Annotated in this window: 16 protein-coding genes; 11 read left to right on the top strand and 5 right to left on the bottom strand. The window is 70.3% G+C overall.

Features of this window, described 5'->3' with window-relative positions; translation table 11 throughout:
- Positions 1-532 precede the first annotated feature (532 nt).
- From OHT57_RS32475 to OHT57_RS32500, 6 genes are all read left to right on the top strand, one after another.
- Positions 533-1,771 carry a DUF4190 domain-containing protein gene (locus tag OHT57_RS32475; RefSeq protein WP_328750269.1) on the top strand — a complete coding sequence of 413 codons (1,239 nt, stop codon included), beginning with the start codon at positions 533-535 and terminating at the stop codon, positions 1,769-1,771.
- A 147-nt stretch (positions 1,772-1,918) separates the two neighbouring features.
- On the top strand, positions 1,919-2,671 hold the full coding sequence (locus tag OHT57_RS32480) for a GntR family transcriptional regulator (RefSeq protein ID WP_328750270.1): 753 nt from the start codon (positions 1,919-1,921) through the stop codon (positions 2,669-2,671).
- A 313-nt stretch (positions 2,672-2,984) separates the two neighbouring features.
- Complete coding sequence (locus OHT57_RS32485; RefSeq protein WP_328750271.1) at positions 2,985-3,176, top strand: SPOR domain-containing protein; 192 nt, start codon at positions 2,985-2,987, stop codon at positions 3,174-3,176.
- Between the two features lie 43 nt (positions 3,177-3,219).
- Positions 3,220-3,624 (top strand): (deoxy)nucleoside triphosphate pyrophosphohydrolase, encoded by a 405-nt coding sequence (locus tag OHT57_RS32490; protein ID WP_328750272.1) that lies wholly within the window; start codon positions 3,220-3,222, stop codon positions 3,622-3,624.
- Positions 3,625-4,046: 422 nt separating this feature from the next.
- Entirely contained in the window at positions 4,047-4,451 is a 405-nt protein-coding gene (locus OHT57_RS32495; RefSeq protein WP_328750273.1) for an ATP-binding protein, read from the top strand.
- A 289-nt stretch (positions 4,452-4,740) separates the two neighbouring features.
- Positions 4,741-7,365, top strand: a complete 2,625-nt coding sequence (locus OHT57_RS32500) for a SpoIIE family protein phosphatase (RefSeq protein ID WP_328750274.1) — start codon at positions 4,741-4,743, stop codon at positions 7,363-7,365.
- Here OHT57_RS32500 and OHT57_RS32505 read toward each other — a convergent pair.
- Positions 7,362-8,762: a hypothetical protein gene (locus tag OHT57_RS32505; RefSeq protein WP_328750275.1), complete on the bottom strand. Its 1,401-nt coding sequence runs from the start codon at positions 8,760-8,762 to the stop codon at positions 7,362-7,364. The two genes, OHT57_RS32500 and OHT57_RS32505, sit on opposite strands and share 4 nt — an antisense overlap.
- Positions 8,763-8,841: 79 nt before the next feature.
- On the opposite strand from OHT57_RS32505, the gene OHT57_RS32510 reads away from it, so the two are divergent.
- Together OHT57_RS32510 and OHT57_RS32515 are read left to right on the top strand one after the other, a co-directional pair.
- Positions 8,842-9,909, top strand: a complete 1,068-nt coding sequence (locus OHT57_RS32510; RefSeq protein WP_328750276.1) for a glycosyl hydrolase family 18 protein — start codon at positions 8,842-8,844, stop codon at positions 9,907-9,909.
- 106 nt (positions 9,910-10,015) lie between these two features.
- Positions 10,016-10,354, top strand: a complete 339-nt coding sequence (locus OHT57_RS32515) for a hypothetical protein (RefSeq protein WP_328750277.1) — start codon at positions 10,016-10,018, stop codon at positions 10,352-10,354.
- Here OHT57_RS32515 and OHT57_RS32520 read toward each other — a convergent pair.
- From OHT57_RS32520 to OHT57_RS32535, 4 genes are read right to left on the bottom strand one after another with little or no spacing between them, the layout of a single operon-like run.
- Positions 10,335-11,105, bottom strand: coding sequence for a succinate dehydrogenase/fumarate reductase iron-sulfur subunit (locus OHT57_RS32520; protein WP_328750278.1), 771 nt, complete (start codon positions 11,103-11,105; stop codon positions 10,335-10,337). The two genes, OHT57_RS32515 and OHT57_RS32520, sit on opposite strands and share 20 nt — an antisense overlap.
- A complete protein-coding gene (locus OHT57_RS32525; protein WP_328750280.1) occupies positions 11,102-13,036 on the bottom strand; it encodes a fumarate reductase/succinate dehydrogenase flavoprotein subunit in 1,935 nt (644 codons plus the stop codon). Before OHT57_RS32525 ends, OHT57_RS32520 begins: the two co-directional genes overlap by 4 nt.
- Positions 13,036-13,872, bottom strand: coding sequence for a hypothetical protein (locus OHT57_RS32530; protein WP_328750281.1), 837 nt, complete (start codon positions 13,870-13,872; stop codon positions 13,036-13,038). Before OHT57_RS32530 ends, OHT57_RS32525 begins: the two co-directional genes overlap by 1 nt.
- 19 nt (positions 13,873-13,891) lie before the next feature.
- Positions 13,892-14,182, bottom strand: coding sequence for a hypothetical protein (locus OHT57_RS32535; protein ID WP_328750282.1), 291 nt, complete (start codon positions 14,180-14,182; stop codon positions 13,892-13,894).
- Positions 14,183-14,561: 379 nt separating this feature from the next.
- On the opposite strand from OHT57_RS32535, the gene OHT57_RS32540 reads away from it, so the two are divergent.
- The 3 genes from OHT57_RS32540 to OHT57_RS32550 all read left to right on the top strand — a co-directional run bounded on the left by OHT57_RS32540 (position 14,562) and on the right by OHT57_RS32550 (position 20,238).
- Positions 14,562-16,811 (top strand): ABC transporter family substrate-binding protein, encoded by a 2,250-nt coding sequence (locus OHT57_RS32540; RefSeq protein WP_328750284.1) that lies wholly within the window; start codon positions 14,562-14,564, stop codon positions 16,809-16,811.
- Between the two features lie 126 nt (positions 16,812-16,937).
- A complete protein-coding gene (gene typA / locus OHT57_RS32545; RefSeq protein ID WP_328750285.1) occupies positions 16,938-18,845 on the top strand; it encodes a translational GTPase TypA in 1,908 nt (635 codons plus the stop codon).
- Positions 18,846-19,218: 373 nt separating this feature from the next.
- The gene (locus tag OHT57_RS32550) at positions 19,219-20,238 is read left to right on the top strand and encodes an ABC transporter permease (RefSeq protein ID WP_328750286.1); all 1,020 of its coding nucleotides are present in this window, start codon (positions 19,219-19,221) and stop codon (positions 20,236-20,238) included.
- The last annotated feature ends 79 nt before the right edge of the window (positions 20,239-20,317 follow it).

Genomic DNA, 20,317 nt, shown 5'->3' on the forward strand with positions numbered 1-20,317 from the left:
GCCGACCGGCGGGTCGCACCGGCGGTCACGGGGCCGGGGTCGGGACGAATCCCGCGCCTCCCCTCACGGTCGTCAGGACCGTCCCGGTGCGCGGGGCCACCGTCACGTCGAGACCGTCGGCCGACCGGGCGGACGTCCCGTACCCGGCGTCGTCGATGGGGGACAGGGGACAGCGGCGTACGGCCCGAGACCGCCGCCCGGGAGACGAGCACCCGGGCCACCGTCTTCGACGACCCGCCGACGGCCGATCCATCCGCCGGGAGCCCCGCGGTCGCCACCGGATCGGGCCCGTGCCGCACCCGTCGCCCCGTCGCCCCGTCGCCTGGGAAGGTCAGGAAGGTCAGTGGGGACCACACCTCGGTCGCCAAGAGGACCGTGCCTCCGAAGGCCGCCCCGCCTCCGCGCCTTGAGCCCGTTCAACCGCCCAGGTCGTCGCGCCTGTGACCGGCATTCCGCACCGCCCGCCCCACGCATAGCATGCGCCTGTCGTACGTCAGTTCCCCGCCACTGCTGAACCAGGAGCACGGTAGCCGTGTCCATACCCCCGCCCCCTGGGCCCCACCAGCCAGGTCCCGCCCAGGGGCCGCCCCCGGACCCGTACGGCCCGCCACGGCCGGGGCAGCAGCCGTACGGACAGCCGTACGGACAGCAGCCGTACGGGCAGCCCTACGGCCCGCCGTACCAGGGCTGGGGACAGGGCTACAGCCCCTCCACCCGCCCGAAGTCGGTCAACGGTCTCGCCGTCGCCTCCCTCGTCCTCGGCGTCCTGTGCTGCTTCCCGGCCGTGGGGCTGGTGATGGGCGTGATCGCGCTGGTGCAGATCAAGAAGAACGGGCAGTCCGGCAAGGCGCTGGCGATCGTCGGGTCGATCCTGTCGTCGCTGGGGCTCGCCCTGTGGGTGACCGTGCTCGCCACCGGCGGCCCTTCCACGATGTGGGAGGAGTTCAAGAAGAGCGCGACCGAGGGCACGGCCTTCTCGGTGGTGAAGGGCCAGTGCTTCGACGCGCCGGGGGAGTCCCTCGAAGGCCTCACCTACGACGTCGACCAGGTGCCGTGCGCGGGCGAGCACGAGGGCGAGGTGTTCGGCGAGTTCCTGATGACCGGCTCCGCCTTCCCGGGGGACAGCGGGGTCTCCGACGTCGCCGACGAGAAGTGCTACCCGCTCCAGGACGCCTACGCCATGGACACCTGGGCGCTCCCCAAGAACGTCGACGTGTACTACTTCGGCCCCACCCGGCAGAGCTGGCGCCTCGGCGACCGCACGGTCACCTGCATCTTCGGCAACACCGACGGGGCCGGCACCCTGACCGGCTCACTGCGCGCCGACGCGACCACGCTCGACACGGACCAGGTGGCCTTCCTGAAGTCCCTCAACGCCGTGGACGCCGTGCTGTGGGAGGAGCCCGAGGACTACCCGGAGGACGATCTGCCGGGCTACCGGGACTGGTCGATGGATGTCCGCAACAGCCTCGACACGCAGGTCAAGGCGTTGCGCGCGCACTCCTGGCCGGCCGGGGCAACCAAGACCGTCGCGGCCCTGGTGAAAGACATGGAGGCCGCGCGCGACCAGTGGGGACTGGCGTCCGCCGCGGCCGCGGCCGACGACGCGGACCGCTTCTACACCCATTACGACAAGGGCTACGAGTACGTCGACGGGGCCACCACGGTCACCGCACGCAAGGCTCTGGGTCTGGCCACCGAGCCGCCGACGTACGACGACGGCGAGGGCGGCGGGGCCTCCGACGCGAGCGGTGGCGAACTCGATGTGTGATCGCCCCCATAGCGGGGAGAAAGTGCCTGCGTAAAGCCCGCCACGGGAACATGTCATCACATCGAGTGATTCTCTGGCCTTTGCTTGCATGGTCGAACCCACGGTTGCCAGGCTGTTGCTGTCTGTACAACCTGATGGGAGCGGCCAGTGACATTCGGTGAGCAGCCGGCGTACCTGCGTGTCGCGGGTGATCTCCGCCAGAAGATCACCGACGGTTCGCTGCCGCCACACACCCGCCTGCCGTCCCAGGCGAGGATCCGCGAGGAGTACGGCGTCTCGGACACCGTCGCGCTGGAGGCACGCAAGGTGCTGATGGCGGAGGGGCTGGTCGAGGGCCGGTCCGGCTCCGGGACGTACGTCCGCGAGCAGCCCGTGCCCCGCCGGATCGCCCGCTCCGGCTACCGCCCGGCCTCCGGCGCCACCCCCTTCCGGCAGGAGCAGGCCGACGGGGAGGGGCGCGGTACCTGGGAGTCCAGCAGCGCGCAGGCCGAGGCCTCCGTCGCCGTCGCCGAGCGGCTCGGCCTGCGGCCCGGCGACCGCGTCATGTGCACGAAGTACGTCTTCCGGGAGGCCGGCGAGCCGATCATGCTCTCCACCTCCTGGGAACCCCTCGCGGTCACCGGGCGCACCCCCGTGATGCTCCCCGAGGAGGGCCCCCTGGGCGGCATGGGCGTCGTCGAGCGCATGGCCGCCATCGATGTCGTCGTGGACAACGTCACCGAGGAGGTCGGCGCCCGCCCCGGCCTGGCCGAGGAACTGCTCGCGCTGGGCGGTGTGCCCGGCCATGTCGTCCTCGTGGTGCACCGCACCTACTACGCGTCGGGCCGCCCGGTGGAGACGGCCGACGTGGTCATTCCGGCGGACCGCTACCAGGTCGCGTACCACCTTCCGGTGAAGTAGCGCGCGCCCCGGGGAAGTTGCCCCGGGCGAACACCCAACCGGCCCGCAGGCGAACGTCGTTCGAATCCGGCCGTTCTCGCAGCTCGGCACAGCCGTTCCCGGGCCGCCGCTGACCGAAGTCATCACCCTCCACCGGGGGCGTGTTCATCACCGCGCGCCCCCGGCCCGGGAGTCCGTCCTGGCTGGTTGCGTACCTCTTTGTGAAAACGCGTGTTCGCTGAGTAAAGGTTGGGCGTAGGCTCGGGCATATGCGGATTGCGGTTTCCTTATCGGGCGGGGCTCGACGCAGGTCGGGAAGGAGCGGTGGGGCGCTATGAACGACGGCACGATCACGCTTCCCTGGCTCGTCATACGACAGGACGACAACGGCAATCGCTACCGCGTGGGCAGGTACGCGACCAGGCCGGAGGCCCAGAAGATCGCGGACAGCCTGGATTCGCGCGGCCACAGGCAGCTCTACTGGGTCGAGCGTGTCGGCGCGAACGGCTCGAGTTCCGCCGACTGAGCCCACCCCGCCGGGAGCGCGCAGCTCCCGTAGGCTCCGGCGCATGACGGAACGGATCGTGGTGGCGGCGGCCGCCCTGTACGACGGCGACCGCCTCCTCGCAGCCCGCCGCAGCGCACCTCCCGAACTCGCCGGCCGCTGGGAGCTGCCGGGCGGCAAGGTGGAGGAGGGCGAGACGCCGGAAGCGGCACTCGCGCGTGAGCTCCGCGAGGAACTGGGTGTGCAGGCGCAGGTCATGGACCGCGTCCCGGGCGAATGGCCCCTGAGATCTCCGTACGTCCTCCAGGCCTGGACGGCCCGTCTCCTCCCGGCCTCCCCGGACCCCAAGCCCCTGCAGGACCACGACGAACTGCGCTGGCTGACGCCGGATGAGATCTGGGACGTGAACTGGCTCGACCAGGACGTGCCGGCGGTGCGCGAGGTCTCCAGGGGTGCGGGGCTTCAGTAGAGGCGCGACTGCGGCCGCACCGGGCCCGCGCCCGATCCGCGGCACCTCGGGACGATGGGCGTCCCTCCCGCACCTGTCCTGCGGCGGACCCTGAGCCTGTACCCGTCCCGGGACGGCAGGCGCCCCGTCGGCACCCGCCCTGCGATGGACCATCGAGCCCGTAACTGCCTTGCGGTGGATCCCCGAGCCCGCACCCGTCCCGCGGCGCCCCGGCGGTAGGTGTCCCCGGGCAGTACGTGTTCCAGGGCGGTAGGTGTCCCGCCCGCACCCGTCCCGCGGTGGACCCCCGAGTCCGCGCCCGCGCCACCCCCCACCCGTGGAGCACGCGGTTCCGGCTTAAGCCATTCGGCACGGTACCGCGACCCTGATATCGGGTATGTGCCAATTAACCCCACGAAAGCGGACATGGGCTGGCCCGGGATGTGATCGGCGTGATCGACACCGAAGGCGACTGCGTCGAGTGGATCTTTCCCGCGGACCCCGGCGCCGTGCGCGCCGCCCGTGCGGCGGTCCGCGGAAGGCTGCGCGAATGGGGTCTCGACGGCCTCGCCGACATCGCCGCCCTGTTGGTCAGTGAGCTGGTGACCAACTCCCTGCGGCATGCCACCGGCCCCATCGGCGTCCGTCTGGTCCGTCCGGGCAGAGCCGACGGAGTCCTCCTCGTGGAGGTCTCCGACCCGCTCCCCGACCCGCCCCGCGAACGTGTCGCCCGGCCCGAGGACGAGAGTGGCCGCGGACTGCAACTGGTCGCCCATGCCGCCCGCCGCTGGGGCACCCGGCCCGGCGTGACGGGCAAGACGGTGTGGTTCGAACTCGCGGTGCCGTGACTGACAGGGCGCACCGAAGGGAACCTGGTTGCGATGGAGAACGCCTGTACGACACCCCGTCCCCTGTCCAGCGGCTGGTTCAGGCCTGTGGCAGTTGTCGGCAGACGTGATTCGACGTGGTGTCCGCTGGTTAGAAGACTGGAAGTGTTGTCGCAGCCCGGACCGAAAACCGTCGGGATCGTGCTGTGATCGTGAACACCGTGTTGTGCGGCGCCGTAGTGCTGGATACTGCGGGCAGCCGCCCCCGGTGACCGGTACCGGACGCGGTGAGCTGGAGGGGACGGTTCGCGTGAGCGAGATACCAGCGAAGGCCACGGAGTCGAAAGACCCGTCGGGCGGCGCGAGGGTGGAGGCCGTGGATGATGCCGGGGCGTATGTCCGCCCCGACGAGGCGCCCTTCGGCGATGCCATGTGGCAGAGCAGCCCGCCCGGTTCGATCTACGACTACATCAAGGTCGCGTCCTTCTCCATAGGCCCGGACGGCCACGTCGACCAGTGGAGCCTGCGCGCGGAGCAGCTCTTCGGCATCGCCGCGAGCCGCGCCGTCGGCATGGACCCCATCGAGGCGTTCATCGACCCGGACCTGCACGAGCAGGGCCAGCGCAAGATGGCCGAGATCCTGGACGGCCGAGAGTGGACCGGCGTGGTTCCCTTCCGCGCCCCCGGCACGGCCGACGGAGAGCCCGGCCGCGAGGGTCTCGCCGAGGTCTACGTCATGCCGACCCGGACCGAGGAGGGCGAGAAGGCCGCCGTCTGCATCGTCGTCGACGTGCGCACGCTGCGCAGCATCGAGACCGACCTGGCCGCCTCGCAGGCGATTTTCGGACAATCTCCTTTCGGTTTCCTGCTCATCGACCCCGACCTGCGGGTCCGCCGCGCCAACCAGCGGTTCGCCTCCCTCTTCGGCGGCTCTCCGGACGACCACCGCGGCAAGGGCGTCCACGACTACCTGCCCCGTCCCGAGGCCGAGCGGGTCACCGCGACCCTGCGCCGCGTCCTGGAGACCGGTGACTCCATCACGGACATGCACGTCACCGGCTTCCTGCCGGGTTCCGACGAGCGCCGCCACTGGTCGATCAACCTCTACCGCGTGCACAGCGGCTCCGGCCGGCCCATCGGCATCGCCTGGCTGGGAACCGACATCACCGCCCGCCGCGCCGCCGCCCGCGAGGCCGCCTCCGCCCGGCGCAACCTGGCTCTCCTCAACGAGGCCGGCGCCCGCATAGGCAACTCCCTCGACCTGGAGACCACGGCTCGCGAACTCCTCGACGTCGTCGTTCCCGGCTTCTGCGACCTGGCCACCGTCGACCTCTACCAGGGACTCCTGGCCGGCGACGAGACCCCGCCCGGCCTCGCCGACGGCAGCGCGGAACTGCGCCGGGTCGCCTTCGCCAGCGCGGTCTCCGACGCCCCGTTCACCGGCTCCGGCGACCCCGTCGCGGTCGGCGCGGTCCACCACTACCCCTTCAACTCGCCCTGCGCGGACGCCCTGCGCACCGCACGCCCGCAGTACATCCCCGCCGAGGAGGGCGGCCTCGTCCAGTCCACGCTCGCCGTGCCGATGGTCGCCCACGACACCGTCGTAGGACTCGCGCAGTTCGCCCGGACGAAGGGCAGCGAGCCGTTCGGGGACCGGGACCGTGATCTCGCTGTGGAACTCGCGGCGCGGGCGGCCGTCTGTATCGACAACGCGCGCCTGTACCGGCGGGAGCACGAACGGGCCCTGATGCTCCAGCGGTCCCTGCTGCCGCCCGGCGACCCGGTGGCCGCCGGCCTGGACATCGCCTGCCGCTATCTGCCCGGCAACTCCTCCGCGGACCGGCCCAGCGAGGTCGGCGGCGACTGGTTCGACGTCATCGAACTGCCGGGTCACCGCACGGCGCTGGTCGTCGGGGACGTGATGGGCCGCGGTCTGCGCGCGGCCGTGGCCATGGGCGAACTGCGCTCGGCCGTCCGCACCCTGGCCCTCCTGGACCTCGAACCGGCCGAAGTGCTCAGCGCGTTGGACGAGATCGCCCGCGGTCTCGGCGCCCCCGGCGGGGTCCAGCAGGCCACCCGCGCGGCCCGCCGCCCCCGCGAGGCGGACCTCCTGGAGGTGTACCTCGCGACCTGCGTCTACGCCGTCTACGACTCCGTGACCCGCCGCTGCACCTTCGCCAACGCGGGCCACCTCCCGCCCGTCCTGGTCGAACCCGGCGAGGACGCGCTGATGCTCGACGTGCCGCCCGGCATGCCGCTCGGCGTCGGCGGTGAGCCCTTCGAGGAGGTCGAGGTCGAACTACCCGAAGGCGCTCTGCTCGCGCTCTACACGGATGGACTGGTCGAAAGCCGCGATCACCCCCTCGACGAAGGACTGCAGGCGTTCGTGGGCGCGCTGACCGATCCCTCCGCGCCCCTTGAGGACGTCTGCGACCACGTCCTCAACACCCTCGACACCCACCACGGCGAGGACGACATCGCCCTGCTGATGGCCCGTGTGCAAGGTCTGCCCGCCGGATCCGTCGGTGACTGGACGCTGCCGCGCGAGCCGCGCAGCGTCGGCCGGGCCCGCGAGTACGCCCGCCGCCAGCTCCTCAGCTGGGGCCTGGAACCCCTGGTCGACACCACCGAACTCCTGGTGAGCGAACTGGTCACCAACGCCCTGCGCTACGGCGAGGGCGAGATCAGACTCCGGCTGCTCCTCGACCGCACCCTGGTCTGCGAGGTCTGGGACTCGGGCCTCGTCCAGCCGCGCCGCCGCCGCGCCCGCGACACGGACGAGGGCGGCCGGGGCCTGCAACTCGTCGGCCTCCTCAGCGCGGCCTGGGGCTCCCGCCGTACACCGCGCGGCAAGACGGTGTGGTTCGAACTGCCCTTGCCGGACGGGGAGAACGGCATGGTGGACCCGGCGGAGGCGTTGCTCAGCCTGTTCTAGGCGGGGTGCCCGCGCAGACGTACGTCCCGTTCGGCGAGGTCGCGCGCCTCGTCGGCCAGGGCGTCCGCCCGCGGGAGATCGTCGGCGAGCAGCCGGCGCGCCGCCGACAGCAGGACGCGGGGTGCGGCACCGACCGCCTCACGGTGGACGGTGACGTAGTCGTCCGCCGCGGCCACGGACTCCCGGGCGACCAGCAGCGCGGCGGCCCCGAGCACTCCGGAGGGGCCGTCCGCGAAGGGCGCGGTCGCCCGCACGATCCGGCGCAGCACGCCGAGCGGGTCGTAGGGGCGTGCGGAGGTCAGTTCCTGTCGTACGGCGGCCAGGACCGTGTCGGCGTGCGGGAGCCGGGCGTGGGCTCCGCCCCCGTGCGCGGTGCCGTCGCGGAAGGGGGCCAGCTCCGCCTCGGCGCCGGTGAGCGCGGGTGGGATCAGCCCGGTGGCCTCGGCGCGCGCCGCCTCCAGCCGGGTCACGGCCGTCACCAGCACGTCCGCCCGGGAGATCGCGGTCTCCGCCGCCCGAAGGTGGTGCTCCGCCTCGTCCGCCTGGTCGGAGGCGCCGGCCTGGTGGGTCCGGTTGAGGTCGACGGTGGCGGTGACCAGGCTGTCCTTGGCCAGCTCGACGTACCCGGTGACGGAGTCACCCATGTCAGGGGTCTCGACCTCCGCCGTGCGGGCGGTCAGTTCACGGAAGCGGGTCTCGGCGGTCGTCAGGGCCTCGGCGGGGTCCCGGTCCAGCGCCCGCAGCGTGCGCAGGTTCGCCGCCTCTCCGGTCAGCAGCCGTGCGGCCTCCTCGCAGCGCCCCACGACTCCGGCGAGGGCATGTGCACGGGCCGTCTCCTCCTCCGGCACGCCCTCGTCGTACCGCCGCCGGATCGCGCAGGCGGTCGACAGCTCGGCCGAAGCCGCCTCGGCCGCGTGGGCGAACGGGGCCACCGCCTCGGAGCCGAACCCGGCCTCGGCGAAAGGGAGTTCCTCGCGGAGGCCGCGCAGGCGGTTGTCGGCGTCGACGAGCGCGGCCCGGGAGCGGTCGTCGAGGTCGGCCGACGGGGGAGGGACCGCGGGGGAGGCGTACGCGCCGACGTGGGTCGTGCCGGGGGCGGCCGGTGTCGTACGGCTGCGGGTGCGGCGGATCCGGCGCAGGGAGCCGTAGGCGGCGAGGGCCGCCACCACGACGAGCACGGCACCCGGCAGGACGAGGTCGGCGGAGGAGGAGTCGGCCTCCTGGGGCGCCGCGGCACTCGTACGGGCGCTCGCAACCGGAGCGTCGTCATTGATCGTCATCCACGGCAACACCAGCCACACGACCGCTGCCACCACGCCCAGCAGGGCATGCGCCACCCGCACGGATATGTGCGAGCGGCTCCGCCGCGGCCGGCCCCGTACCAAGGATGACGTCACGTTTCGGAGCGTATGGGCCGAAATGCGGGGGCGCGAGCGGGGCGGGGCGGGCGGGTACGGCACAGGGGACGGGGAGCTGATGACGGACGGGCAGAACACACAGGCCGACGAGGGCGCGGAGGACATACCGGAGCCGAGGCCGAGACGCCGCCGGTGGATCCGCAGGACCGCCCTCGGACTCGTCCTCGCCGTCCTGCTCCCCCTTCTCGCCGTCGCCGCCGCCCTCCGCCTCAACTACGCCGGCGATCTCGCCGACGGCACCCGCACCCGCGGCAAGGACGCGATCTGGCTCGGCCACGCCTGGGTGGACGGCCGCAAGACCGACGCCGACGTCACCGCCTTCGCCCGCCGCCTCCGGGACACCGGCATCAGGGACCTGTACGTCCACGCGGGACCCCTGGAGCACAACGGGACGCTGCCCGAATCGGCGTACCCGAGGGCGCGTTGGCTCATCGGCGCCGTGCACAAGGCGGCCCCCGGCATCCGGGTCCAGGCCTGGCTCGGCGACAAGCTCGCCACCGAGAGCCCCGACGGTCTGCACCTCGCGGACGCGGACACCCGTGCCGCCGTCGTCCGGTCCACCCGCCAGATCCTCGCCGCCGGATTCGACGGCGCCCATTTCGACCTGGAGCCCCTGCACTCCGGAGACGAGAACTACCTGGACCTTCTCGACTCCCTCCGCCAGGTCACCCGGGCCCGCAACGTGCCCCTCTCCGTCGCCGCCCACCAGATCGACCCGCTGCCCGCCCTGCACTCCGTCGCGGGCACCTTCACCGAGCACCCCAAGTGGTGGTCGCAGGCGTACTTCGGCCAGGTCGCGCGCCGGGTCGACCAGATCGCGGTGATGTCGTACGACACGGCTCTGCCGTTGGAGAGCCTGTACGGCGGCTATGTCGCCCAGCAGACCTCGCTGGCCCTGGAGGTCACCCCGAACTCCACCGACCTGCTGATGGGCCTGCCCTTCTACCGGGAGAGCAACTTCGACCACTGGGGATTCGCCGAGACCGTCCCCGCCGCCGTCCGGGGCGTCCGCCTCGGGCTCTCCCGCACGGACGCGGACCGCCCGAACTTCGGCGTCGCGCTGTACGTCGACTTCGCGGCGACGGAGGGGGACTGGAGGGCGTACGAGGAGGACTGGGTGCGCTAGAGAACCATCTGCGCCCCGAGGTGCCCACTGTGACCTTTCCGAACCCGGAGCGGATGCGGGAGATCGCGGAGAACAACCTGGTCAGGGTGCTGGAGCTTGTGCCACGATGACCGGTGTGGACGTGGACATGATAAGCACGGGGATCCTCCTGCTCGCCACGACGGGGATCGCGGTGTGCGGTGTCGCGGGGATCGCGACGGGCTGGGTCCTGCCGTGGCTCCGGTTTAGGATCCTGCGGCCGAGGCTGTGGGGTTACGGAACGCTGGTCAGCGCGGCCGGAGGAATGGTGTGGACCCTCTTGGGCCCCATAAACGGGACCCGGCACCTTCCGTCCGCGTACGTGGATCGGGCCGACTGGATCCTGTTCGTGGCAGGCCTCCTGATCCAGCACCGGTCCCAGCGCCACGGCCGCGCTCCCGGGGACGCTACGAAGGCCTCCTCCTGATCTTCGACCCCAGCCACACCAGCGGGTCGTACTTGCGGTCGACGGCCCGTTCCTTCAGGGGGATCAGCGCGTTGTCCGTGATCTTGATGCCCTCGGGGCAGACCTCCGTGCAGCACTTGGTGATGTTGCAGTAGCCGAGGCCGTGTTCGTCCTGGGCCGTCTTCTTGCGGTCCAGGCCGGACTCCTGGGCGGCGTCCAGCGGGTGCATGTCCAACTCCGCCACCCGCATCAGGAAGCGCGGGCCCGCGAACGCCGGCTTGTTCTCCTCGTGGTCACGGACGACATGGCAGGTGTCCTGGCACAGGAAGCACTCGATGCACTTGCGGAACTCCTGCGAGCGGTCCACGTCCTCCTGCATCATCCGGTACTCGCCGGGGCCGAGATCGGAGGGCGGCACGAACGCCGGGACCTCGCGTGCCTTCTGGTAGTTGAAGCCGACGTTCGTGACCAGGTCCCGGACGACCGGAAAGGCCCGCAGCGGAGTGACGGTGATCGTCTCCTCCTGGGTGAACACCGACATCCGGGTCATGCACAGCAGCCGGGGCCGCCCGTTGATCTCCGCCGAGCACGAACCGCACTTGCCCGCCTTGCAGTTCCAGCGGACGGCGAGATCGGGTGCCTGGGTGGCCTGGAGACGGTGGACGATGTCGAGGACGACCTCACCCTCGTTCACCTCGACCTCGAAGTCCTCCAGGTCACCGCCCTTCACATCACCCCGCCACACCTTGAAGTGGGCCGTGTAGCCGCTCATTCGTACAGCTCCTCTTCGGCGAGGTACTTGACCAGCTCCTCCTTGTCGAAGAGGGCGAGCAGGTCGGCGCGGATGGGGTCGGTGGTCTCACGGGTGAGGTCGATCTGGCCGCGGACCGGGTCCGTGGCCGCCAACCCGCCGGTCGGGTCGACGAGTTGGCACAGCAGGTTGACGCGGCGCCATGTGCGGTCCATCACCGGATGGTCCTCGCGGGTGTGGCCGCCGCGTGACTCCGTGCGCTCCAGCGCGGCCCGCGCCACGCACTCGCTGACCAGCAGCATGTTCCTGAGGTCCAGGGAGAGGTGCCAGCCCGGGTTGAACTGCCGGTGCCCCTCGACCCCGGCCCGCCGGGCCCGTACCCGCAGATCCGCGAGCTTCTCCAGGGCCTGCTCCATCTCGCCCTGGCGGCGGATGATGCCGACCAGGTCGTTCATGGCCTGCTGGAGTTCCTGGTGCAGGGTGTACGGGTTCTCCGCGGGCCCCGCGGCGGGTTCCGTGCCCTCCGCCGAGAACGGCCGCAGCGCTTCGGCCGCCGCCGCGTCGATCTGGCCCTCGTCCACCGGCGGGCGCTCCGCCGCGAGCCCGGTCGCGTACTCGGCCGCGTGCAGACCCGCCCGGCGTCCGAACACCAGCAGGTCGGACAGGGAGTTGCCGCCGAGACGGTTCGAGCCGTGCATGCCGCCCGCGACCTCACCGGCCGCGAACAGCCCCGGCACCCCGCGTGCCGCCGCCGTGTCGGAGTCGACCGCGACACCGCCCATCACGTAGTGACAGGTCGGCCCGACCTCCATCGGCTCGGCCGTGATGTCGACGTCCGCCAGCTCCTTGAACTGGTGGTACATGGACGGCAGCCGGCGCCGGATGACCTCGGCGGGCATGCGCGTGGACACGTCCAGGAAGACCCCGCCGTGCGGGGAGCCCCGGCCCGCCTTCACCTCGGAGTTGATGGCCCGCGCCACCTCGTCACGGGGGAGCAGCTCGGGTGGGCGGCGGTTGTTGGCCTGGTCCTCGTACCAGCGGTCGCCCTCCTCCTCCGACTCGGCGTACTTCTCCTTGAAGACGTCGGGGACGTAGTCGAACATGAACCGCTTGCCCTCGGAGTTGCGCAGCACCCCGCCGTCGCCGCGCACCGACTCGGTGACGAGGAGGCCCTTGACCGACGGCGGCCAGATCATGCCGGTCGGGTGGAACTGCACGAACTCCATGTTCAGCAGGGGTGCGCCCGCGAGCAGCGCCAGCGCGTGCCCGTCGCCGGTGTACTCCCACGAGTTCGACGTCACCTTGAAGGACTTGCCGATGCCACCGGTGGCGATGACCACGGCAGGCGCTTCGAGGACGAGGAAACGGCCGGTCTCACGGTCGTAGGCGAAGACACCGGAGACCCGCGAACCGTCTTTGAGGACCCGGGTGACCGTGCACTCCTGGTACACCTTCAGCCGCGACTCGTACTCCCCGGTCTCGCGATGGTCCTCCTGCTGCAGGGACACGATCTTCTGCTGGAGCGTGCGGATCAGTTCGAGGCCGGTGCGGTCGCCGACGTGGGCGAGGCGCGGGTACTCGTGGCCGCCGAAGTTGCGCTGGGAGATCCGGCCGTCCTTCGTACGGTCGAACAGGGCGCCCCAGGTCTCCAGTTCCCAGACCCGGTCCGGGGCCTCCTGGGCGTGCAGTTCCGCCATCCGCCACTGGTTGAGGAACTTGCCGCCGCGCATGGTGTCGCGGAAGTGGACCTGCCAGCTGTCGTTCGAGTTGACGTTGCCCATGCTGGCCGCGATGCCGCCCTCGGCCATCACGGTGTGCGCCTTGCCGAACAGCGACTTGCAGATCACGGCGGTGCGGGCACCGCGCTCACGGGCCTCGATGGCGGCGCGGAGACCGGCACCCCCGGCGCCGACCACGACGACGTCCCATTCCTGCCGGTCGACCACGGACATCAGAAAAACCTCGGATCGTCGAAAGCGCCGGAGGCGACCAGGAACACATAGAAGTCGGCGAGCGCCACGCTCACCAGCGACGCCCAGGCCAGCTGCATGTGACGGGCGTTCAGCTTCCCGACGAACTGCCAGGCCCGGTAGCGAGCGGGGTGTTTGGAGAAGTGCTTGAGCTTGCCGCCGACGATGTGCCGGCAGGAGTGGCAGGAGAGGGTGTACGCCCAGATCAGCGCGATGTTGACCAGGAACACGAGGCTGCCGAGGCCCATGTGGCCCCACTCGTAGTGCTCGTTCCTGAAGGACAGCACGGTGTCGTAGGTCAGGATGCAGGCGACCAGGATCGCCGCGTAGAAGAAGTACCGGTGGATGTTCTGCAGGACCAGCGGGAAGCGGGTCTCACCGGTGTACTTCTTGTGCGGCTCGGCCACCGCGCAGGCCGGCGGGGACGCCCAGAAGCCCCGGTAGTAGGCCTTGCGGTAGTAGTAGCAGGTCAGCCGGAAGCCGAGCGGGAAGATCAGGATGATGATCGCGGGCGAGATGCCCCACCAGCCGCCCAGGAGGTCCCAGTTGGGGCCGTGGCGCATGGTCTCGCAGCGCTCGGCGAGACAGGGGGAGTAGAACGGCGAGACATACGGGGCCGCGTAGTAGTCCGTGTCGGCGAAGGCCCGCCAGGTCGAGTACACGATGAAGGCGAGCAGCCCGGCAGCCGTGGCCGCCGGCGCCAGCCACCAGCGGTCGGTGCGCAGGTGCGGGGCGTCGATCGCGGCGCGCGTGCCGGTTCTCACGCCGCCGCGCACGGTATGGGATTCGGTGTCGGGAGGTTCCGTACCAGTGGCCAACTCTTGACTCCGGTCGGGTTCAGGGGGCTCGACGGTCGCGGGCCCCCAGACCCTCGTCGTCCGAGTCCGTCCACAGGCTGTTGTCGTACGGGGTGTCCGAGATGGAGACCAGGTCGGGGCGCCGCGCTTTGGCGAGCTCCGGGTCGGTCTCCTTGAGCAGCGCGAGGCTTTCGCGCAGCCGGTCGGCGTCCATCCGGACGCGGCGCATCTCCAGCCCACCGCTGCCCAACTGCTGCTCCAGGCGCTTGACGTGCCGGAGCACTTCGTCGAGCGAACGCTGAGCCGATGTCAGTTCGTCGTTCACGGACATGACGTGACCTCACTTCCGCGGGCGCGGTGGCCCTGGGCAGGAACGGTCATGCGCCTGCGAGTGTTGCGCGTCACACCTGCCGCGTGGAAGGGGTGTGCACGGATTGCCTCCGGCGGTGGGCGGATGCGTGTGGGTGAGCCGGGGCGCGCGTCCCGTGGGGGTGCGCCCCCAGACCCCCCTTCCGCCCGAAGGGCCTCGTCCTCAAACGCCGGACGGGCTGAAAAATATTGGGCCGGCCGGGTGGGGTTTCCTGCCTCCCGCGCCGTGTCGCCCACTGCTGCCGAACCCTTTCCTCTTCAGTGTCGGCATACATCTGATCAACTCCATATACCGCCAAACGTGATCAAAACCAGGCGGTGCACCCACGGAGGTAACCGGCATGTCCCACCACGCCGTCGGACTGCGCGCGGTCATGCGCTCGGTCGCCTTCCTCACCGCGGGTGCGCTCGCGGTACCCGCGCTCGCCGGGTGCAGTACCGAGGAGAGGGCGAGCAAGCCACTCGCGGAGCAGGACATCGCACCCGCCCCCCGCGACCTGGTCGCCGACGGAGGCACCCTGCACTGGGCCGCGGACGCGGTGCCGGAGACCCTCAACACGTTCCAGTCGGACGCGGACGCGACCACCACCACCGTCGCCCAGGCGGTCCTGCCGTCGATGTACCGGCTCGACGCCGACGGACGGCCGCAGGCCGACCTGGACTACCTGGAGTCGGCGAAGGTCGTGGAGACCGAGCCGAAGCAGGTCGTGCTGTACAAACTGAACCAGCAGGCCGTGTGGAGCGACGGCCGGGAGATCGGCGCCGCCGACTTCGCCGCCCAGTGGCGCGCCCTGTCCGGCAAGGACTCCGCGTACTGGACGGCCCGCAACGCCGGCTACGAGCGCATCGAGAAGATCCAGCGCGGCGCCAACGACCTGGAGGTCCGGGTCACCTTCGCGCGGCCGTACGCCGACTGGCGCTCGCTGTTCTCGCCGCTGTACCCGAAGGACGTCATGGGCACCCCGGACTCCTTCAACGACTCCGCCCGCAAGAAGCTCAAGGTCACCGCCGGTCCCTTCAAGGTGAAGAAGGTCGACCGCAAGGGCGACGAGATCGTCCTCACCCGCAGCCCGCGCTGGTGGGGCCACCCCGCCAAGCTGGACGAGATCGTGCTGCACGCCGTGCCGCGCGACAAGCGGGCCGCCGCGCTGGCCGCCGGCGAGATCGACCTCGCCGAGATCGACCCGGAGGCCCTCGGACGCATCAGCCTCGCCGGGCGCGCCGGCGCCAAGGCAGGCAGCACCCCGCTCGCCGGTCCGGGCGGTCTCCCGGCCCACGGCCCCGGCAGCAACCTCGGCGCCTCCGACGCGCTGCACTCCTGGGCCGTCGCCCACGGGGACGACGAAGAGGCCGCCGACGACGAGATCAGCGCCCGTGAGAAGGAGCGCAGGACGGTCGCCGCGTACGAGCGTGAGCAGACGGCCCTGAAGGGCTTCGAGGTCCGCAGGTCGCTGGAGCCCGCCTACACTCAGCTCGCCCTCAACGGCGCCTCGGGCCCGCTCACCGACGAGCGGGTCCGCCGGGCCGTGGCCCGTGCCCTCGACCGCAAGGCACTGGCCGGCGTCGTCCTCACCCCGCTCGGACTGCCCGCCGTACCCGTCGGCAGTCACCTCGCGCTCTCCGGCCAGGACGCCTACGCCGACAACAGCGGCGCCCTCGGCGGCCAGGACACCAAGGAGGCATCGGCGCTCCTGGCCGACGCCGGCTGGGTGCCCGGAGGGCCGGTGGAGAAGAAGAAGGCGGACAAGGCAGCCGGCGCCAAGGGCAAGAAGGCCAAGAAGGCCAAGAAGGAATCCAAGGCCGGCAAGGACTCCGAAGACGGGGACGGGACGTACATCGTCGGGGAGGACGACAAGAGCGACGACAAGGACCCCAAGGACCACGCGAAGAAGAGCGACGGCGGCTCCCGGCGCCTCGCGCAGGACGGCAAGCAGTACGCCGGCGAGCTGAAGCATGGCGGGGCGCCGGCGGGGGCGTACGCACCCAAGGGCACGCCCGCTCCGGCGGGTGCGGCGGCGAAGGTGCTGGCCAAGGGCGGCAAGGCGCTCACCCTGCGGTTCGTGCTGCCGTCGGGGCCGGGGTCGGAGACGCTGCGGACCGTGGCCGGGCGGATCTCCTCGATGCTGGAGAAGATCGGCATCCGGACCGAGATCTCCAAGGTGTCCGACGAGAGCTACTTCAAGGACCACATCGCGTCCGGGCAGTACGACCTCGCGCTGTACTCCTGGCCCGCGTCCGCCTTCCCCGCCACCGACGCCCGGCCGATCTTCGCCAAGCCGGTGCCGGCCGCCGACGGGTCCCTGAACGTGGAGCAGAACTACACCCGGGTCGGTACCGACCAGGTGGACCAGCTCTTCGACCAGGCCCTCACCACGCTGGACGAGGGGGAGAGCCGGGGCCTGATCCGCAAGGCCGACTCCCGGATCTGGGCCGCCGCCGGATCCATCCCGCTGTACCAGCGGCCCCAGCTGACGGCTGCGAAGAAGGACCTGGTGAACGCCGGTGCCTTCGGGTTCCAGACGCCGGTCTACGAGGACATGGGCTTCCTGAAGAAGGGCGCCAAGGCCCCTGCCGGGCCCGCGGGGGACTGAGCCCGGCGAGCCCCGGGTGCACGGGCAACGTACGATGGGGTAAGGCCGTGGCGTGTTCAGCCCGGCAGGGTCCGCGTAACACAGAAGTACGCGTCGGCCTTCCTCACACTCCAGGAGTACGCCTTCATGGCCACGCGCCACGACATCCGCAACGTCGCCATCGTCGCCCACGTCGACCACGGCAAGACGACCCTCGTCGACGCCATGCTGAAGCAGGCCGGTGCCTTCGCAGCGCACGCCGCCGAGTCGCTCGACGACCGAATGATGGACTCGAACGACCTGGAGCGTGAGAAGGGCATCACGATCCTGGCCAAGAACACCGCGGTCAAGTACCACCCCAAGGATGGCAGCGATGTCATCACCATCAACATCATCGACACCCCCGGCCACGCCGACTTCGGTGGTGAGGTCGAGCGCGGCCTGTCGATGGTGGACGCGGTGGTGCTGCTCGTCGACGCCTCCGAGGGCCCGCTGCCGCAGACCCGCTTCGTGCTGCGCAAGGCGCTCCAGCAGCGGCTGCCCGTCATCCTGTGCATCAACAAGACGGACCGGCCCGACTCCCGTATCGACGAGGTCGTCAACGAGACCTACGACCTCTTCCTCGACCTGGACGCCGACGAGGAGCAGATCGAGTTCCCGATCGTCTACGCGTGTGCGCGTGCCGGTGTCGCGTCGCTGACCAAGCCGGAGAACGGCACGGTCCCGGCCGACAGCGACAGCCTGGAGCCGTTCTTCTCCACGATCCTGTCGCACGTCCCGGCCCCGCAGTACGACGAGGCGGCCCCGCTCCAGGCGCACGTCACCAACCTGGACGCGGACAACTTCCTCGGCCGTATCGCGCTGCTCCGCGTCGAGGAGGGCGAACTCCGCAAGGGCCAGAGCGTCACGTGGATCAAGCGCGACGGCACGATGGCCAACGTCCGCATCACAGAGCTGCTGATGACCGAGGCGCTCACCCGCAAGCCTGCCGAGATGGCCGGCCCCGGTGACATCTGTGCCGTCGCCGGTATCCCGGACATCATGATCGGCGAGACCCTCGCCGACCCCGAGAACCCGATCCCGCTGCCGCTGATCACGGTCGACGAGCCCGCGATCTCCATGACCATCGGCACCAACACCTCGCCGATGGTCGGCCGCGGTGCCACCGGCAAGGGCGCGGACAACAAGGCCGTGGTCAAGGACCGCAAGGTCACCGCCCGCCAGGTCAAGGACCGCCTCGACCGCGAGCTCATCGGTAACGTCTCGCTGCGCGTCATGGACACCGAGCGTCCCGACGCCTGGGAGGTCCAGGGCCGTGGTGAGCTCGCGCTCGCCATCCTGGTCGAGCAGATGCGCCGCGAGGGCTTCGAGCTGACCATCGGCAAGCCCCAGGTCGTCACCAAGGAGGTCGACGGCAAGGTCTACGAGCCGGTCGAGCGCATGACGATCGACGTGCCCGAGGAGCACATGGGCGCGGTCACGCAGCTCATGGGCGTCCGCAAGGGCCGGATGGACAACATGTCCAACCACGGCTCGGGCTGGGTCCGCCTGGAGTTCGTCGTCCCGTCCCGCGGTCTCATCGGCTTCCGTACGGAGTTCCTGACCGGCACGCGCGGCACGGGCATCGCCCACTCCATCCACGAGGGGCACGAGCCCTGGTTCGGCGTGCTGTCGACCCGTAACAACGGCTCGCTGGTCGCCGACCGCTCCGGCGCCGTCACCGCCTTCGCGATGACGAACCTGCAGGAGCGCGGCGTGCTGTTCACCGACCCCGGCACCGAGGTGTACGAGGGCATGATCGTCGGCGAGAACTCGCGCTCCGACGACATGGACGTGAACATCACCAAGGAGAAGAAGCTCACCAACATGCGCTCGGCCGCCGCCGACTCGTTCGAGGCGATCGTGCCGCCGCGCAAGCTCTCCCTGGAGCAGTCCCTGGAGTTCTGCCGCGACGACGAGTGCGTCGAGGTGACTCCGGAGGCGGTACGCATCCGTAAGGTGAAGCTGGACGGCCGCGAGCGCGCCCGCGCCGCGAGCCGCGCCAAGCACGGCTGATCCCACCGCCGACGACAGTCGGCCCGCCCGGTTCTTCGGCATCTGAGGAACCGGGCATTCGGCCTGCCCACAGAAGCCTGTCCGTGACCTATGTGTGACCGTCCGGTAATCGGTAATCCGTCCGTCGTGTTTCGGACATGTGAACGGAAATCCCTTCCGGTATGCCCGTTTTGCCGGTCTGGCGTCTCGCGTGTCAAGCGCGACCAGGTGTCAATCTTTGCAATTTTTCCTCAAAATATCGCCAGTAGGGAGATCCCTATGTCTTCCGCCCTTGACGCGCGTTGAACACTTTGGCGACAGTTCCCCCAAACCACAGAACCTGCCGGTATCTGTGCTGCGCACAGCTCTCCAACCCCCCGGGGGAAGTACACACATGACCAGTCCAGTCGCCTTGGACCCCGAGCTCGAGACGGACGCCGAGCCTGTCAAGGCCGAGCAGAAGCTCGAGGGTCGTTCTCCCGGCCAGCTGATGTGGCAGCGCTTCAAGCGTGACCGTACCGGTGTCATCTGCGCCGTGGTAGTGATTTTGTACTTCGTCGTCGCGCTGCTCGCGCCGCTGCTGACCAAGCTGAGCGGGACCGACCCGTACACGCTGTACGGGCAGGACCCGACCTACGCGGACAAGCCCATCCTGGACCAGTTCGGTCTGCCCCTGGGTTACTTCGGCGGCGTCTCGGGAGACCACTGGTTCGGTGTGGAGCCGCAGCTCGGCCGTGACTTGTTCGCCATGCTCATGTACGGCATGCGGACATCGCTGTTCATGGCACTCGGTGTGACGGTCCTGCTGATGGTCACGGGCGTGATCATCGGTCTGATCGGCGGGTATTTCGGTGGTCGTACCGACTACTGGATCGGCCGGGTCACCGACTTCTTCCTGTCCTTCCCCCAGCAGCTGTTCTTCATCGCCTTCATGCCCGTGGTCACCGCGTTCTTCGTCGACCCGCAGGAGGACACCCCCACGTACTTCCGCGCACTGGCGATGCTGATCGTGCTGTGGCTGCTGGGCTGGATGGGTATGGCGCGCCTGGTCCGCTCCACCGTGCTGTCCCTGCGTGAGAGGGAGTTCGTCGAGGCCGCCAAGGTCTCCGGCGCCTCCCCGGCGCGGATCGTCCGCAAGGAGATCCTGCCGAACGTGGTGACGCCGATCCTGGTGCAGTTCACGTACTCCCTGCCCAGCACCATCCTCACCATCGCCTTCCTCTCCTTCGCCGGAGTCGGTTTCGTCGAGCCGACCCCGGACTGGGGACGACTGTTCGCCGCCGCTGCCAAGTACACCGAGCAGGACCCGGCGTTCCTCTTCTTCCCCGGCCTGGCGCTGGTGATCTTCGTTCTGGCCTTCAACCTCCTCGGAGACTCGGTCCGGGACGCTTTCGACCCCAAGTCCGGGCGGTAACTCGTCCATTGGTGGGGGGTGACTGCCGCCCCCGCGTCGGCCTACCAGCCGCGTCAGGCAGTACTCATGGATAACAACC

Source organism: Streptomyces sp. NBC_00285 (assembly GCF_036174265.1).
In the GTDB taxonomy this organism is placed as follows: domain Bacteria; phylum Actinomycetota; class Actinomycetes; order Streptomycetales; family Streptomycetaceae; genus Streptomyces.

Bases quoted from the DNA above. Each gene is read 5' to 3' on its own strand.
- OHT57_RS32485 (WP_328750271.1), top strand. From the start codon at position 2,985: ATGAACGACGGCACGATCACGCTTCCCTGGCTCGTCATACGACAGGAC.
- OHT57_RS32490 (WP_328750272.1), top strand. From the start codon at position 3,220: ATGACGGAACGGATCGTGGTGGCGGCGGCCGCCCTGTACGACGGCGAC.
- OHT57_RS32510 (WP_328750276.1), top strand. From the start codon at position 8,842: ATGACGGACGGGCAGAACACACAGGCCGACGAGGGCGCGGAGGACATA.
- OHT57_RS32515 (WP_328750277.1), top strand. From the start codon at position 10,016: ATGACCGGTGTGGACGTGGACATGATAAGCACGGGGATCCTCCTGCTC.
- OHT57_RS32520 (WP_328750278.1), bottom strand. From the start codon at position 11,105: ATGAGCGGCTACACGGCCCACTTCAAGGTGTGGCGGGGTGATGTGAAG.
- OHT57_RS32525 (WP_328750280.1), bottom strand. From the start codon at position 13,036: ATGTCCGTGGTCGACCGGCAGGAATGGGACGTCGTCGTGGTCGGCGCC.
- OHT57_RS32535 (WP_328750282.1), bottom strand. From the start codon at position 14,182: ATGTCCGTGAACGACGAACTGACATCGGCTCAGCGTTCGCTCGACGAA.
- OHT57_RS32540 (WP_328750284.1), top strand. From the start codon at position 14,562: ATGTCCCACCACGCCGTCGGACTGCGCGCGGTCATGCGCTCGGTCGCC.
- typA (WP_328750285.1), top strand. From the start codon at position 16,938: ATGGCCACGCGCCACGACATCCGCAACGTCGCCATCGTCGCCCACGTC.
- OHT57_RS32550 (WP_328750286.1), top strand. From the start codon at position 19,219: ATGACCAGTCCAGTCGCCTTGGACCCCGAGCTCGAGACGGACGCCGAG.